The sequence below is a fragment of the Halopiger aswanensis genome, from assembly GCF_003610195.1.
GTDB lineage: Archaea > Halobacteriota > Halobacteria > Halobacteriales > Natrialbaceae > Halopiger > Halopiger aswanensis.
In genome coordinates this window covers 634659-649579 of sequence record NZ_RAPO01000003.1, presented here as the reverse complement: position 1 = coordinate 649579, position 14921 = coordinate 634659, and the positions used below count along the sequence as shown (strand labels likewise).

The 14921-nt window shown below is 67.5% G+C and carries 15 protein-coding genes; 8 read left to right on the top strand and 7 right to left on the bottom strand.

Features of this window, described 5'->3' with window-relative positions:
* The first annotated feature begins 169 nt into the window (after positions 1 to 169).
* Entirely contained in the window at positions 170 to 1174 is a 1005-nt protein-coding gene (locus ATJ93_RS17170) for a potassium channel family protein (RefSeq protein WP_120245874.1), read from the top strand.
* A 157-nt stretch (positions 1175 to 1331) separates the two neighbouring features.
* On the opposite strand, the gene ATJ93_RS17165 is transcribed toward ATJ93_RS17170, so the two are convergent.
* Complete coding sequence (locus ATJ93_RS17165) at positions 1332 to 1547, bottom strand: MarR family transcriptional regulator (protein ID WP_120245873.1); 216 nt, start codon at positions 1545 to 1547, stop codon at positions 1332 to 1334.
* Positions 1548 to 1772: 225 nt separating this feature from the next.
* On the opposite strand from ATJ93_RS17165, the gene ATJ93_RS17160 reads away from it, so the two are divergent.
* Positions 1773 to 2198 (top strand): DUF7344 domain-containing protein, encoded by a 426-nt coding sequence (locus ATJ93_RS17160; RefSeq protein ID WP_120245872.1) that lies wholly within the window; start codon positions 1773 to 1775, stop codon positions 2196 to 2198.
* A 126-nt stretch (positions 2199 to 2324) separates the two neighbouring features.
* Here the strand turns inward: ATJ93_RS17160 and hisG are convergent, their stop codons facing one another.
* The gene (hisG, locus tag ATJ93_RS17155) at positions 2325 to 3185 is read right to left on the bottom strand and encodes an ATP phosphoribosyltransferase (RefSeq protein ID WP_120245871.1); all 861 of its coding nucleotides are present in this window, start codon (positions 3183 to 3185) and stop codon (positions 2325 to 2327) included.
* Between the two features lie 55 nt (positions 3186 to 3240).
* Positions 3241 to 5556: a heavy metal translocating P-type ATPase gene (locus ATJ93_RS17150; protein ID WP_120245870.1), complete on the bottom strand. Its 2316-nt coding sequence runs from the start codon at positions 5554 to 5556 to the stop codon at positions 3241 to 3243.
* A gap of 318 nt (positions 5557 to 5874) precedes the next feature.
* Here ATJ93_RS17150 and ATJ93_RS17145 point away from each other — a divergent pair, with 318 nt between their 5' ends.
* Together ATJ93_RS17145 and ATJ93_RS17140 are read left to right on the top strand one after the other, a co-directional pair.
* Positions 5875 to 6585: an RAD55 family ATPase gene (locus ATJ93_RS17145; protein WP_120245869.1), complete on the top strand. Its 711-nt coding sequence runs from the start codon at positions 5875 to 5877 to the stop codon at positions 6583 to 6585.
* A gap of 5 nt (positions 6586 to 6590) precedes the next feature.
* The gene (locus ATJ93_RS17140) at positions 6591 to 7034 is read left to right on the top strand and encodes a hypothetical protein (protein WP_120245868.1); all 444 of its coding nucleotides are present in this window, start codon (positions 6591 to 6593) and stop codon (positions 7032 to 7034) included.
* A 133-nt stretch (positions 7035 to 7167) separates the two neighbouring features.
* Here the strand turns inward: ATJ93_RS17140 and ATJ93_RS17135 are convergent, their stop codons facing one another.
* Positions 7168 to 7521 carry a hypothetical protein gene (locus tag ATJ93_RS17135; RefSeq protein ID WP_120245867.1) on the bottom strand — a complete coding sequence of 118 codons (354 nt, stop codon included), beginning with the start codon at positions 7519 to 7521 and terminating at the stop codon, positions 7168 to 7170.
* Between the two features lie 11 nt (positions 7522 to 7532).
* Positions 7533 to 8630: a stage II sporulation protein M gene (locus ATJ93_RS17130; RefSeq protein ID WP_120245866.1), complete on the bottom strand. Its 1098-nt coding sequence runs from the start codon at positions 8628 to 8630 to the stop codon at positions 7533 to 7535.
* A 175-nt stretch (positions 8631 to 8805) separates the two neighbouring features.
* Here ATJ93_RS17130 and ATJ93_RS17125 point away from each other — a divergent pair, with 175 nt between their 5' ends.
* The 4 genes from ATJ93_RS17125 to ATJ93_RS17110 all read left to right on the top strand — a co-directional run bounded on the left by ATJ93_RS17125 (position 8806) and on the right by ATJ93_RS17110 (position 13537).
* Entirely contained in the window at positions 8806 to 10110 is a 1305-nt protein-coding gene (locus tag ATJ93_RS17125) for an amidohydrolase (RefSeq protein ID WP_120245865.1), read from the top strand.
* A gap of 159 nt (positions 10111 to 10269) precedes the next feature.
* Positions 10270 to 11061, top strand: coding sequence for an Ig-like domain-containing protein (locus tag ATJ93_RS17120; RefSeq protein WP_120245864.1), 792 nt, complete (start codon positions 10270 to 10272; stop codon positions 11059 to 11061).
* 356 nt (positions 11062 to 11417) lie between these two features.
* Complete coding sequence (locus ATJ93_RS17115; RefSeq protein ID WP_120245863.1) at positions 11418 to 12719, top strand: adenosylhomocysteinase; 1302 nt, start codon at positions 11418 to 11420, stop codon at positions 12717 to 12719.
* Positions 12720 to 12820: 101 nt separating this feature from the next.
* Positions 12821 to 13537 carry a hypothetical protein gene (locus ATJ93_RS17110; protein ID WP_120245862.1) on the top strand — a complete coding sequence of 239 codons (717 nt, stop codon included), beginning with the start codon at positions 12821 to 12823 and terminating at the stop codon, positions 13535 to 13537.
* 5 nt (positions 13538 to 13542) lie between these two features.
* Here the strand turns inward: ATJ93_RS17110 and ATJ93_RS17105 are convergent, their stop codons facing one another.
* Both ATJ93_RS17105 and ATJ93_RS17100 read right to left on the bottom strand, forming a co-directional pair.
* Complete coding sequence (locus ATJ93_RS17105; RefSeq protein WP_120245861.1) at positions 13543 to 14472, bottom strand: PAS domain-containing protein; 930 nt, start codon at positions 14470 to 14472, stop codon at positions 13543 to 13545.
* A gap of 114 nt (positions 14473 to 14586) precedes the next feature.
* Positions 14587 to 14847, bottom strand: a complete 261-nt coding sequence (locus ATJ93_RS17100) for a HalOD1 output domain-containing protein (protein WP_120246043.1) — start codon at positions 14845 to 14847, stop codon at positions 14587 to 14589.
* Positions 14848 to 14921 lie beyond the last annotated feature (74 nt).

The following is a 14921-nucleotide window of genomic DNA, read 5'->3' as shown; positions in this document are numbered from 1 at the left end:
GTAACTCGAGCCCTTCTCCAGCCGCTGCCACTCGCCGCGTCTCGAGTCCGTCGTCTCGGCACTGCCGTCCGACTCGATTGGGTGGCCGACCGCCATCGATTCGAAACAATCCGGCGTCTCGCCGGCCGACCGTTGACGGGCCTGGCCGGTGTACGGTGACGGAAGGGAAATGCAACCGCTGTTCCTCATTGCGGGACTCGTACTGCTCGTTGCGACGACCGTGGACATCATCTGGACGACGCTCTGGGTCGACGGCGGCTCCGGGCCGCTCTCGGGCCGGCTGACGACGGTCGTCTGGCACGGCCTGCGCCGCGTCAGTAACGACCACTCGCGGGTACTCAGCATCGCCGGGCCGCTCATCCTCGTGCTGACGCTCGTGATGTGGATCGGGCTGCTCTGGCTCGGCTGGACGCTCGTGTTCGCCAGCAGCCCGATCGCGCTCATCAGTACGCGAACCGGCGCGCCGGCCGACTGGCCGGGCCGGTTCTACTACGTCGCGTACACGATGTTCACCGACGGCAACGGCGACTACACGCCGACCGGGGACGTCTGGGAGATCGCCAGTTCGTTCACGACGGCGACGGGGATGGCCTACGTTACCCTCGGGATCTCCTACATCATCGCGGTGATCGGCGCGGTGTCGGAAAAGCGCTCGTTCGCCAGCGACGTCACCGGCCTCGGCGAGCGCAGCGAGGCGTTCGTCCGGACGAGCTGGGCCGGCGAAGACGAGCGGTTCCGCGGCCTCGAGTTGCCCCTCGAGTCGCTCTCGTCGGATCTGTCCCTGCTCGCGGACCAGCACAAGTCCTACCCCATCCTCCACTACTACCACAGCGAGCGCGGGAAGCGAGCGTCGGCGATGGCCGTCCCCATCTTCGACGAGGCGCTGACGATCTACGAGTACGGCATGCCCGACGACGAAGGGCCGAATCAGACGCTCGTCGAGGACGCCCGCTCGAGCGTCCAGAGCTACCTCGACACGCTCGATACCGCCTTCATCGACCCCGCCGGCGAGGTGCCGCCCGAGCCGGATCTCGAACGACTTCGCGAGGACGGGATTCCGACCGTCTCGGAGGAGGCGTTCGCCGACGCGCTCGAGGACCACACCGAGCGCCGCCGGAAACTGCTGGGCGTCGTGAAGGCCGACGCGTGGCACTGGCCGCCGATCGAGGACTGAACGCGACTCTCGGACGGTCGCAGGGCGGTCGACGGTGGATCCGGATTCGGTCGATCGTTCACGGTTCGGTCCGGTTCAGTTCGATCCGGTTCAGTTCGATCCGGGTCGGTTCGATCCGTATCGATCCGTGTCGGCTCGAGTCAGTTTCCGCCTCGCGTCACTCCGCGAGCGATGCCAGCCGTTCGCGTCCGGCTTCGGTGATGGCGTAGACGTCGGCCGATACGCGGTAGACGTAGCCGTCGGACTGGAGGTCGTCGCAGTACTGGGTGATCGTGATCGGATGGGTCTCGAGTTCGGTCGCGAGCGCCGTCACTCTCGTCGGCCCCCGTTCGTCGAGTACGGACAGCAGCGCTCGCTCCGGGCAATGAACCATTTCGTGCTAATGGATAGCATTCCACAAGATCGTATAGTGGTTTCGGTGAGCGGCCCCGGACCGCTCGGTGGCCTACCGAACGGTTCGGATCGAATTCAGCGGGATTCGAGCCACGGTTCGCGACCGTTCACGGCGTTGAATTCGCCGAGACTGATCGAAAGCGGCGGGGACCGTCGAAACGAGCGTTCGCGTTTATCGGTCGGTCGCAGTAACGAACGCCTGTCCATGACGACTCACTCGGATCGACGCCAGGCGGGATCGAACACCACCGTTCCTCGCGGAGCGGTCCTCGGTAACGCCCGGCCGCCCACGTCCGTCCAGCGCCGTCGGGCACTCGAGAGCGACCGGCGGCGAGCGGTACTCCGGCGACTGCTCGACGCCGACGAAGACGAGCGGCTCTCCGTGCGGACGCTCGCGGGCGTTCTCGCCGACGCCGAGGACGACCCGACGGTCGTCACGACGCTGCTGGAACTGCGCCAGCGCATCTACGTCTCGCTGTGCCGGACCCACCTGCCGCTGCTCGAGTCGTGCGGACTCGTCGCCTACGATCGGGAGCGGGGCGTCGTCTCGCGCGGGAGAGATCTCCCCGCGATCGAGTCCGACCTCGAGGACGACCCGGTCGACGGGACCGCACCGGTCGAGCCCGCGTAACTGCGGTCGCGACCGATCGTGAGGCCCGGGAAATCGAGATCGACCGCGACGACCGACCGCGAAAACCATCGAGACGGCCCCGACCGGCGTCCGTGCCGCTCGTCGCGCCGGCGCCGGCCGCCGTGCTTACTCGATCAGCCGCTCGATTTCGGTCACCAGAATATCGCCGGCGCCCGCCTTCTTCACCTCGGTGATCGTCTCGAAGACGTCGCGCTCGTCGACGACCGCGTGGACCGCAACCTTGCCGTCCTCGCCGTTCTCGTCGGCGATGTCCATCACCGTCGGGCCGCCCATTCCCGGAATCACGTCGCGGACGGCCTCGATTTTCCCTTCGGGGACGTTCATCATCAGGTAGCGCTTCCCCTCGGCCTGCTTGACCGACGCCAGCGCGGTCCGAACCTCCTCGACCTTCGGGTCCTCGAGGACGTCCTCGCGCCCGAACAGCCGGACGGAACTCGCGAGCACCTCTTCGATGACGGCCAGTCGGTTCATCTTCAGCGTCGTCCCGGTGCTCGTGATGTCGACGATGGCGTCGGCCATCTCGACGTGTGGAGTCAGTTCCGTCGCGCCCGAGACCTCGACGATGTCGGGGTCGACGCCGGCGTCGGCGAAGAAATCCGCGGTGATGTTCGGGAACTCGGTGGCGACGGTGCCGCCCTCGAGGTCCGCGACGGACTCGATGTCGCCGTCCTCGGGCGCGGCGAGGACGAGTCGGCAGCGGCCGAACTCCAGATCCAGTAGTTCGGAGACGTTGTCGACGCGGGCCTCGCAGACCTGATCGTAGCCCGTGATGCCGAGGTCGGCCGCGCCGTCGGCGACGTACTCCGGAATGTCCGCCGCGCGGGCGAACAGAACGGAGACGTCGGGGTCGACGGTGTCGGCGTAGAGTTTCCGGTCGGCACCGTTCTCGAGGTGGAGCCCCGCCCGCTCTAAGAGGTCGATCGTCGGCTCGTGCAGGCGGCCCTTGTTGGGAACGGCGATTCGCATTTGCTCTCCTTTCGGGGTCGGTCGGGAATTGTCTTTTCATCCCGGCGAATCGGCGTCACACCGAGAGATCGACCCGCCGCAGCAACTGCGCGTTGATCGCGACGATCACCGTGCTCGCGGACATGAGGATCGCGCCGACCGCGGGCGAGAGCACGATTCCGACCGGCGCCAGGATGCCGGCGGCCAGCGGCAGCGCGAACACGTTGTAGCCGGCCGCCCAGGCGATGTTCTCCTGCATCTTCCGGTAGCTCTTTCTGCTCAGTCGAACGAGCCGGGCGACGTCGCGCGGATCGTTCTCCACGAGCACGACACCGGCTGACTCGACGGCGACGTCCGTCCCGGAACCGATGGCAATCCCCACGTCGGCGCGCGTGAGCGCGGGCGCGTCGTTGACTCCGTCGCCGACCATCGCGACGAGGTGGCCCCGCTCCTGTAGCTCCTGTATCTTCTCGTCCTTGTCCTCGGGCAGCACCTCCGCGAAGACGGTGTCGATGCCGAGATCGTCGGCGACGCTGTGGGCGACGTCGGCGTCGTCGCCGGTCAGCATCGCGACCGCGACACCCATCTCGTGGAGCGCCTCGATCGCCTCGTAGCTCGCCTCGCGGATCACGTCCGCCAGCGCGACGGCGCCGACGACCCGCTCGTCGCGGAGCACGTAGACGACGCCCTCGCCGCGCGATCCCGCTTCGTCGGCGAATCGCTCGAGGCCGGGGCCGGGTTCGACCTCGAGGTGCCGGAGGAGGTTCGGGCCGCCGACGGCGACGGTGTGGCCGTCGCTTGCGGTGGCGCCGTTCGCAGGCTCGCGCTCGCTCGAGCCGTCCCCGCCGGACGCGACGGCCGGCACCGCCTCGGGTTCGACCGTCGCCCGGACGCCCCGACCCTCGAGGGCCTCGAACCCGTTGACGGCGGGCACAGAGAGGTCGCGTTCGGCGGCCTCCTCGCGGATCGCCTGGGCGATCATGTGCTCGGAGTCGCGCTCGACGGCGGCCGCGAGCGCCAGCGCGTCCTCCGCGGTCCAGCCGTCGGTCGTCGCCACGTCGACGACGCCCTGCTCGCCCTCGGTGAGCGTCCCGGTCTTGTCGAAGACGATCGTATCGAGGTTCCGCGCCTGCTCCATCGCGATCCGGTCGCGGACGAGCATCCCGTTGCGCGCGGCCGTCGAGGTGTTGATCGCGACGACCAGCGGGACCGCCAACCCGAGCGCGTGCGGGCAGGCGCTGACGAGGACGGTGACGACGCGCTCGACGACCGGCAGGCCGAAGCCGATCGCGAGCGACCAGGCGACGGCCGTCACCGCCGCGGCGCCCAGCGCGGCGTAGAACAGCCAGCCCGCGGCCCGGTCGGCCAGCACCTGCGTCCGCGAGCGGCTCTGCTGAGCCTCCTCGACGAGTCGCACGATCCCCGCCAGCGCCGTTTCCTCGCCGGTCGCGGCGACGCGAACTCGAAGGCTGCCGTCCCGGTTGGTCGTCCCGCCGATGACCTCGTCGTCCGGTTCCTTGGCGACCGGTTTCGACTCGCCGGTCACCATCGACTCGTTGACGTTGGACTCGCCGGACTCGACGACGCCATCCGCAGGGACGTTGGCACCGGGGCGGACGAGCACGAGGTCGCCTTCCTCGAGGTCGTCGACGGCCACCTCCTCGATCTCGCCCGTTTCGGGGTCGGTGATCCGCTCGGCGGTGTCGGGCATCAGTGCGGCGAGTTCGTCGAGCGCGCCCGACGCCCGGCGGACCGACCGCATCTCGATCCAGTGGCCCAGCAGGAAGATGACGATCAGCGTCACGAGTTCCCAGAAGAACGGCTCGCCGAGACCGAAGGCGACGGCCGCGAGGCTGTAGCCGAAGGCGACGGTGATCGCCAACGAGATCAGCAACATCATCCCGGGCTCGCGGTTGCGGGCCTCGATGGCGCCCATCCGGAGGAACGGGATCCCGCCGTAGGCGAAGACGGCGACGCCGAGCACGGGGCCGACGTACTCGCTGCCGGGGAACGTCACCGCCGTATAGCCGAACCACTCCTGGAACATCGGGCTGAAGTACAGCACCGGGAGCGCGAGCGCGAAGCAAACGAAGAAGCGGCGCTTGAACATCGCCTCGTGGCCGGCGTGGTCGACGTGGGCGCCGCCGTCGTGGTCGTGGTCGTGGTCGTGGTCGTGCTTGTGACCGGCCTCGTGGTCGCGGTCGCCGCCACCGCCGTCGTGATGCTCGTCGCGGGCTCCGCGTTCGTCCGGTGCCGGCGCGTCGCGGTAGCAGTTACAGACCCGACAACACGAGCAGTAGCTATCGGTCGGCGTCCGGTCGTCGTGCTGTGCGCCTCGAGCGCGGGCCGATCCGGCCGAGCGGTCGGCGTCGTCGGGTGAGTGATCGGTCATGGGTCGTTCGTGCTGGTCGTTGGTTCGGATCGACCGTGGCCTCGAGCGGGGCGTCGGGCCGTCGTATAGTTAAGTAGGCGCCACAGCCCCGTAATTCACCGACTGGCGACGTCCTGCCGAGAGCGACACGAGTTGCCGCTCGCCGACGGGAAGGACGCGAGAAGCGATGAAGCGGGTCGTCGCTACGAGGGCCGGAAGATTCCGCGTCTCGAACGCGCCGACCTGACAGGCAAACTGATGCTCGCGTACGATAACACTAGTTATCGATATTACACCACTGCGGAATCTATTTATTCGGTGACTACCCTGGATTTAACGATGCGACTCTCCACGGGAGTCCCGGGGTTCGACGAGTTAGTCGACGGCGGGCTGTTGCGGGACCGGCTCTACATCGTGAGCGGCCCGCCGGGGAGCGGCAAAACGACCTTCTGCGCCCAGTTTCTCACCAAGGGCGCGTTCAACGGCGAAACGGGGCTCTACGTGAGCATGCACGAGTCCGAGCAGGAACTCGTCGCGGACATGTCGTCGTTCCAGTTCGGCTTCGACCAGGCCGTCAACGCGGGCCAGATGAAGTTCATGGACGTCTTCGCGAGCGAGACGAAACGGTTCTTCTCGTCGTCCTCCCGCGGCGGCAGCGAGGGCCCCGACAACGTGGAGAACCTCACGAACAAGCTCGTCTCCTACATCGAATCCAACGGCGTCGAACGCGTCGTCATCGACTCGACGATGTTGCTCGAGTACTACTTCTCCGACGAGGTCGACCAGCTGATCACCTTCCTGACGAAGCTTAAACGCGCCAACGCGACGGTGCTGGTCGTCTCCGAGATGACCGATCCGACCTCCTACTCGGACGGCCACTACCTCGCCCACGGCGTCCTGTTCATGCACAACTACCTCGAGTCGGGCGGGATGACCCGCGGGCTCCAGCTCATCAAGATGCGCGGGACCGAGATCGACTGCGACATCCGCCCCCTCGAGTTCACCGACCGCGGCCTGCGCGTCCACCCGGATCAGAAGGTCCAGAGCTAACGACGATGTACGAACGCACATTCGGCACCGACTGGGACACGCTCGAGAACCGTGACGAGGCGCTGCGCCGCGCCTTCGCGCTCGGCGTCGCCGAGTGTCTGGGCGAAGCCCATCCGGACGAGCGCGAGCGACTCGCCGACGCGGTCGAAACGGCCTACGATCGCCGCTTCGTCGACCTAGCCTACCGAAAGGGTCGCCAGCGGGTCCGACAACTCGAGCCGGAGGTCGACGACGGTCAACAGCTCCGCAAGCGACTGGCCGACGAACTCACCGATGTCACGCCGCTGGTCGCTCCGCACGCGGATCCCGAATCAGACGAGGCCGACGGGGAAGACGGCGATCAGAGCGGCCTCCCGACCTCCCTACAGGGCTATCGGATCGATACGCTGCCGGACGACAGCACCGAGCGCGTCCGACAGCCGAGTTTTCTCGAGCGGGATCGGCCGTAGGCTCGGAGCAGAGAAGTGGGGTCGGTAACGATCGTATCGAACAGTTCGGCAGCGGCCACGCAGGCGTGCACTCGAGACGCGATCGCCGTTCGTCGATTATATCGCTGAGCGCTCGGAACGGACCGCCGAGCGATCACTCCGACTCGTCTTCGCCGTCGTTCTCGTCCTCTTCGTCGCCGTCGAGGTCCGCACCGGGAAGGCGGCGAATCGACTGCAGCCATCTTTCTTTCGCCATTTGCCCGGGAGCGAGCGGATCGTACACGAGGTCGCCGGCCGTACCGAGGTGGTCTCCTTCCCTCCCGGTCTTCCATCGCCACAGGCCGACGACCATCGCGAGTAGCACGGACGCAAAAAAGACGCCTAACGGGACCGCGGAGGGACGGTCGGTCCCTACCATCGTAAAGAGGAACAGTACGAACATACCCAGCGTGACCGCGTAGAGGAGGTACGCGATCGATTTACCCGATATTTCGATCGTCTTCTCCATACGGGTGAAAATTACGGGATAGCCGTCCCACCCATTCCCGCGAGTCGGTCGGCGAACAGGGACTCGAGCAGCACCGTCGTCACGTAGGCTTCGACGAACGCCGCCAGCACCAGCAGCAGCCAGCCGAAGGCGATCAGTGCGGCGGTGCGGGCGAGGTACGGCTTCGTGAAGAAGGCGTCGCGGGAGCCCAAGACCCGCTCGCCGAAGCGGTAGATGATCCGGAACCCGACGCCGGCGGCGATAAACAGCGCGGGGAGTTCGAAGATCCCGTGGGGCGCCAGCCCGACGAGGATGTAATCGATGCCGACGCTCTGCCCGATCGAGGCGCCCATGTTGCCGATGATGATCCCGTTGAAGACCATCACGAACGCCGTGAGTAGGCCGAGCGTCAGCGCGCCGGCGATCGCCATCAGGAACGCACGCGAGTTGTTCAGAATGAAGAACGTAGCGGTCAGTTCGATCGAACCCGCCTCGTCCTCGAGTTCGGGGAGCATCTCCTCGAAGAGTTCGGCGACCATCTCGAGCAGGTCGTAGCCGGCCAGCAGGAGGGCGATGCCGCCGATGGTCCCGATCGCGAACAACCCGGTCGCGAACCAGACGGAACGGCGGTATTCGTCCCAGCCAGCCGCCAACGTAGCGACGAGCCGCGTCCGTCCCGACCGGGCGGTGGCGCCGACCGCACCGAACACGACCCCGAGGGCCCCCGCGCCGGCGGCGGGAGTCGGATCGTCGGTAGTCGCGACGATGACGACTGCCGTCCCGAACGCCGCGATCGCGAGCGCGAGTAGGAGCGTCGACCAGGTGCGGATAGTGGCCGGATCGGGACCGGCGCCGGCGCTCGAGGCGGTCGGTTCGGCACCGGGATCCGTCCCCGACGGTTCGGCCGTCCGATCGTCGGCGAGATCGACGGCGATCCCCCCGTCCTCGTCTGCCGTCGTTCGGTTCGAACCGGTACCGCCCCGCTCGTCGGGAACGGTCTGGCGGTCGGGGCCGAACTCGAAGCCGCCGTCTCCGTCCCCATCCCCATCCCCATCCGTTCCCCCGGCTTCGTTGCCGTCTGGACTGCGGCCGGCGCCATCACCGGCCGCACCGTCCTCGGGTCCGTTCATGCCCTCCTGTTATCCAAAATAGAAGATAAATCCGCCGACGGTTTGCCGGCTCCAAAAACGCTCGAAGGGGGTTCCAGTTGAAACGGTGGTGGGTGCCGCGTCCATCGCTCGAGTCGCTCGCGCCGCTCGAACCGGGATCGACAGTATAAGGCCCGGCGGGGCGAAACCACGGTCCATGACGACGCTTTCGATCACCGGCGGCCGGGTGCTCCGACCCGACGCGACGGTGACGCGTGCGGACGTACTGGTCGACCAGGACACCGGCGAAATCCTCGAGATCGGATCCGACCTCGCGGGTGAGGGCGACGAGACCCTCGACGCCGAGGGTGCGCTGGTGACCCCCGGCTTCGTCAACGGCCACTGCCACGTCGCGATGACGCTGCTTCGGGGCTACGCCGACGACAAACCGCTGGACGCGTGGCTCCAGGAGGACATCTGGCCCGCGGAGGGCGAACTGACCGCCGAGGACGTCCGGATCGGCGCCGAACTCGGCCTCCTCGAGATGATCAAGTCCGGGACGACGGCCTTCGCAGACATGTACTTCCACGTCCCCGAGATCGCCGCCGCGGTCGAGCAGGCGGGGCTGCGGGCCCGCCTCGGTCACGGCATCGTCACCGTCGCCAAGGACGACGAGGGCGCCCGCGCGGACGCCGAGACGAGCCTCGAGGTCGCCCGCGAGTACGACGGCACCGCGGACGGCCGGATCTCGACCGCCTTCATGCCCCACTCGCTGACGACCGTTGGGACGGAGTACTTAGAGGAGTTCGTCCCGAAGGCCCGCGAGGCCGGCGTCCCGATTCACTACCACGCCAACGAGACCGCTGACGAGGTCGCGCCGATCGTCGAGGAGGAGGGCGTCCGCCCGCTGGCCTACGCCGCCGAGCGCGGGATGCTCGAGCCCGAGGACTTCCTCGCCCACGGCGTCCACGTCGACGACAGCGAGATCGAACTGCTCGCGGAAGCGGGCGCAGGTGTGATCCACTGCCCCGCCTCGAACATGAAACTCGCCAGCGGGATGGCGCCGGTCCAGCGCATGCGCGACGCCGGCGTCACCGTCGGACTCGGCACGGACGGGGCAGCCTCGAACAACGACCTCTCCATGCTCGACGAGGCCCGCGACGCGGCCATGCTCGGTAAACTCGCCGCCGACGACGCCTCGGCGGTGCCGGCGGAAGCGGTGACGGAGATGCTGACCCGAGGCAGCGCGGACGCGATCGGCCTCGAGAGCGGTCGCCTCGAGGAAGGTGCGCCCGCCGACCTCGCGGTGATCGACCTCGAGACGGCCCACCTGACGCCGCGCCACGATCTGGTGAGCCACCTCGCCTACGCCGCGGCGGCGGCCGACGTCCGCCACACGGTCTGCGACGGCCGAGTGCTCATGCGCGACCGCGAGGTGCTAACCCTCGACGAGGTGGCGGTTCGCGAACGGGCCCAGGAGGCGGCCGAAGCGCTGTCGGCCCGGGCCAGCGGCGAAGAGTGAGGCGAAATGATCCGTAATAATCGCAGATCCAGGAACCGGAACTGAACGTTCAGACGCCCCTATAAACTGTCTAACTTTTTCTGAGGCCGTTTTGGAATCGACGAATCCGTCAGAACTGCCGTCGGGGTTTATTCAAGTAATCCTGTATGTCTCGAGCGGATGAGGAACGCAAAACCACTCGCAGTGATGCTGGCGGCAGCGTTGCTGCTGTCCGTTCTTTTCGCGGGCGGCGGCATCGCAACAGTCGCTGCAGCGAACGAGAGCGTTGATCCTGCGATCAACGTCGCACAGGATACCGACGCGACCGTGACGGTCACGGACGCGAACGCGGATAACGAACCCGTCGCGGGCGCGACCGTCGACGTGACCCTCGCCGACGGCGAAGAGGCCTCGTACGCGGACACGGGTACGTACACCACCGACGAGGACGGTACTGTCACCCTCGATGCGCCGACCGACAACGAGAGCGTCGACGTGGCGATCACCGCAACGGTCAACGGCAGCACCGCCGAGACGACGGCCACCCTCGAGCCGCTGAGCGAACTCGAGGTCGACAACTTCGGTGCGCTGGTCTCGCAGTTCGTCGAGCAACAGCGCAACGAGACCGACGGGCCGCTCGGCCTCGCCGTGGCGGACTTCGTCGTCGAGAACAACCCCGGTAACGCCCCCGATCACGCTGGGCCGCCGGACCACGCGGGCCCGCCGGGTGACGACGACGATGACGACAAGCAGGGGCCGCCGGAACACGCCGGGCAGTCGGACGGCGATGACGACAAGAAGCAGGGGCCGCCGGACCACGCTGGCCCGTCGGACGACGATGACGATGAATCGGACGACGAAGACGAGGACGACAGCGACGAGTCGGACGATGATGACGACGGGAACAACGGTAACGGCAACGGAAATGCCGGCAATGGTGGCGGACCGCCGGACAACGCCGGCCCGAACTGAGGAACTGAACCGAACGCAACGATGAACTCGATACCGGTCGACGAAAATCGATCGATCCGCACGCTGTCAGAGGCACGTTCCGTCGCCGGTATCGAGCGCGGCGACGCGCACGAGCGGCCACCGGGAACAGGGGCCACCGTGCGCTGACGACCGCTTCGATCGACACCCCAAACGCGGGTCCGGACCCGCACACCCCCACCCCTATCGACACCCACCAGTTCAGCTTCGTTTTTCGTTTTTCTCGCCGTTCGCCGGTCAATTCTCGTTTTGCACTCTCGAGCGCCCCTCGAGTACTACGCCATCGGTCGTCGGCCCGGTTCGGTAGCGTTTTGGCCCCGGTCCCACTCAGTCGACCCATGACCGAACTCGATATCGAATCCGAGTATCCGCCGATCAGCGAGCAACTCGAGGACCTCGAGTCGGCCCGGGAGGAGGGCCGTCGCAAGATGGACTGGGCCGCCCAGCACATGCCCATCCTCGAGTCCGTTCGCGAGGAGTTCGTCGCCGAGCAGCCCTTCGCGGGCGAGCGCATCGCGATGGCGATGCACGTCGAGGCGAAGACGGCGATGCTGGTCGAGACGCTCGCGGAGGGCGGGGCCGAAGTGGCAGTGACGGGCTGCAACCCGCTCTCGACCCACGACGACGTCTCGGCGGCGCTTGACACCCACGAGAACATCACCAGCTACGCCAAACGCGGCGTCGACGACGAGGAGTACTACGCCGCGATCGAGGCCGTCATCGCCCACGAGCCGACGATCACCGTCGACGACGGGATGGACCTCGTCGCCGCGATCCACGAGGACTACCCCGAACTGATCGACGGCATTATCGGCGGCTGCGAGGAGACGACCACTGGCGTCCACCGCCTTCGTGCGATGGACGACGACGGGGCGCTCGAGTACCCCGTCTTCGCGGTCAACGACACGCCGATGAAGCGGCTGTTCGACAACGTCCACGGGACCGGCGAGTCTTCCCTCGCCTCTATTGCGATGACCACGAACCTCTCGTGGGCCGGCAAGAACGTCGTCGTCGCCGGCTACGGCTACTGCGGCAAGGGCGTCGCGAAGAAGGCCGCCGGCCAGAACGCGAACGTCATCGTCACCGAAGTCGAGCCCCGCCGCGCCCTCGAGGCCCACATGGAGGGGTACGACGTGATGCCGATGGACGAGGCCGCCGAGGTCGGCGACGTCTTCCTGACGACGACCGGCAACCGCGACGTCGTCGTCGAGGAACACTTCGAGAAGATGAAAGACGGCGTCCTGCTGGCCAACGCGGGCCACTTCGACATCGAGATCGACCTGGACGCGCTCGACGACCTCGCGGTCGACCGCTACGAGGCCCGCGACGGCGTCGAGGCCTACGAGATGGCCGACGGCCGGCGGCTGAACGTCATCGCCGAGGGTCGGCTCGTGAACCTCGCCGCCCCGATCTCGCTGGGCCACCCGGTCGAGGTCATGGACCAGAGCTTCGGCGTGCAGGCCGTCTGCGTCCGCGAGATGCTCGAGAACGGCGACGAGTACGGCCCCGGCGTCCACGACGTGCCGGACGAACTCGACAAGGAAATCGCGGAGATCAAACTCGAGGCCGAGGGCGTCGAGTTCGACTCGCTGACCGACACCCAGCGCGACTACATGGATAGCTGGGATCACGGGACGTAAGGCCGCTCGTCGTTCCGAGTCCGTCGGCTGCCCCTTGGACCTGCACCGGCCGAATCGGCCGAAGCGCTCAAACCGAGCCTCCGAGATAGTACAGGCAATCGATGGGATCGAGGGGGAAACCGGCCGACGGCGAGGAGTCGAAGGGAGAGTATCCGATCTCGCCGCTGCTCGAGCGGTCGTCGATCGACGCCGACGGCCACCTCGAGGTCGGCGTCTCCGTGGCGGGGGCGGGACGGGTCGCGGAGAACGACTTCGATGTATTTCTCAAACGCCCGCGGCTCTCGCCGGGCGACCGGATCGAACTGGGGATCTTCGTCTCCGGACTCGAGCGAGTCGACGAAACCGAACTCAGCGTGTTTTACGACGGCGAGCGCGACGAACTGATCGATCTCGAGGATCCCGGAACGGTGCGTCGGAGCGCGAGCGGACTGGCGCCGGCCCCGACCGATGGCGGTGCGAGCGACGCGAACCCGGACGGCGCGACCGCCGAGGCGGCGGAGTCGGAACCGTTCGTCCACGCGACGACCCTCGACCGCGGGGACTCGGGCGAGTACGCCCTCGAGCGCAAACCCCTCGACGGGACCGAGGACGGCGGACCGTCGTACATCCTCGAGATCAACACGCGAGCGGCCGCCCCGACGGGGTCGTACTCGCTGCCGATCATTTTCACGTGCCGCTCCGAGGGCGGGATCAAGCAAATCAAGAAGGTACGGACGGTGCGCCTCCGGTCGCGGCGCGAGCGGTGGCTGCCGTGGCTGGCGGGACTCGCTGGCCTCGGATTGCTGGCCGTCCTCGCGGTTCAGATCGGCCTCTTCTGACGACGTTAGGGTTCGCCGTCGAGCACGGACTCCTCGCCGTCAGCACTCTCGCCATCGTCCTCGTCGACAGCGGATTCGACGACGAAGACGAGACTGCCGTCCTCGAGGCCGGCGAGCCGAACCCGGACCGGAATCGGTTCGCCGGACCGGCGGCGACCGGTGCAGGTGCCGGTCCAGCGCCACCCGTCGGCCGCGGTCGGGATCGCGGTCGCCTCGAGGTGCGCGACGGCCTCGGCGGTGAAAAAGTCCGTCCAGGAGCGCCCGCACAGCGTCTCGTGTTCGTAGCCGAACTGCGCCGCGAACCAGCAGTTCGCGGCCTCGAGTCGGCCGTCGGGACCGGCGACGGCGATCGCGTCCTGGGAGAGCTGAATCCCGGCGAGCAACCGCGTCGACAGGCCGTCGAGTCGGCGGCGGGCGATGGCCGAGCGAACGCGACGGGCCAGTCGCTCGTAGGCGCGGTCGCACCGTGGGTCGTCGGCGACGGCATCGGTCGTGACGAGGTCCGCCGTTCGAACGTGGTCGATGAACCGGTACGATCGGACGGCATCGGTGACGGGCGTCGAGCCGTCGTCCGGCGGCGCGTCCGAGACGACGATCGCCGGACGCGACGGATATCGGCGTCGGACCGCCTCGAGAACGGCGGCGACGTCTGCGTCTGCGGCCGACGACTCGGACGCGGCCTGCTCGAGGACGAGACAGTCCGCGTCGGCCAGTCGCTCGAGCAGCGTCGGCGTCGACTCCGGCGCGGAGAACGACGGGAGCGTCCGGAGGTCGACGTCGACGTCGGCGTCGCTATCGTAGACGTCGCACAGCGCCGCTTCGAGTCGGGCCGCTGCTCGCTCGAGCGACGAGCGATGCGTCGCGACGAGGACCGTGATGTCGGCGTGTCGCGTCTGCAGATCGGGGCCGAGAGCGGCCGTCGAGAACTCTTGCATGGGCTATGGGCTGTCGGTTTGGATCCGGCGTCTCGCTGTCAGGGGTAGAAATGGAATCGGGTCTCGCTACGACCGTGCTTATCGCTCGCGGCGCAGGCGGTCGAGCGCCGTCGCTTACGCGCACTCATCGTAGATCGTCCCGTCGATGGCGATGGCGCCGTCGCTTCGAACTTCGACGCTGTGGCCGTCGTAGCCGAACGCCACGGTGGCTTCGCCGGTCGGATCGGCCTCGAGGAACCGGTCCAGCGCTTCGGGATCGACGACGTCGTAGAGCGGGCCGAGCTCGAGCGGATCGGTGTCGGTTGCGTCTGCGAGGGCGTCGATGATCCGGAGACTGGGCGAATCGTGCGTGACGTCGAGCGTGGATTCGGGCATAGTCGTCCGGAGGCGTGCGACGGCCATCTCCCTGACCGTTATACACGTTACCTCGGGCGGTGACGAGACACTAC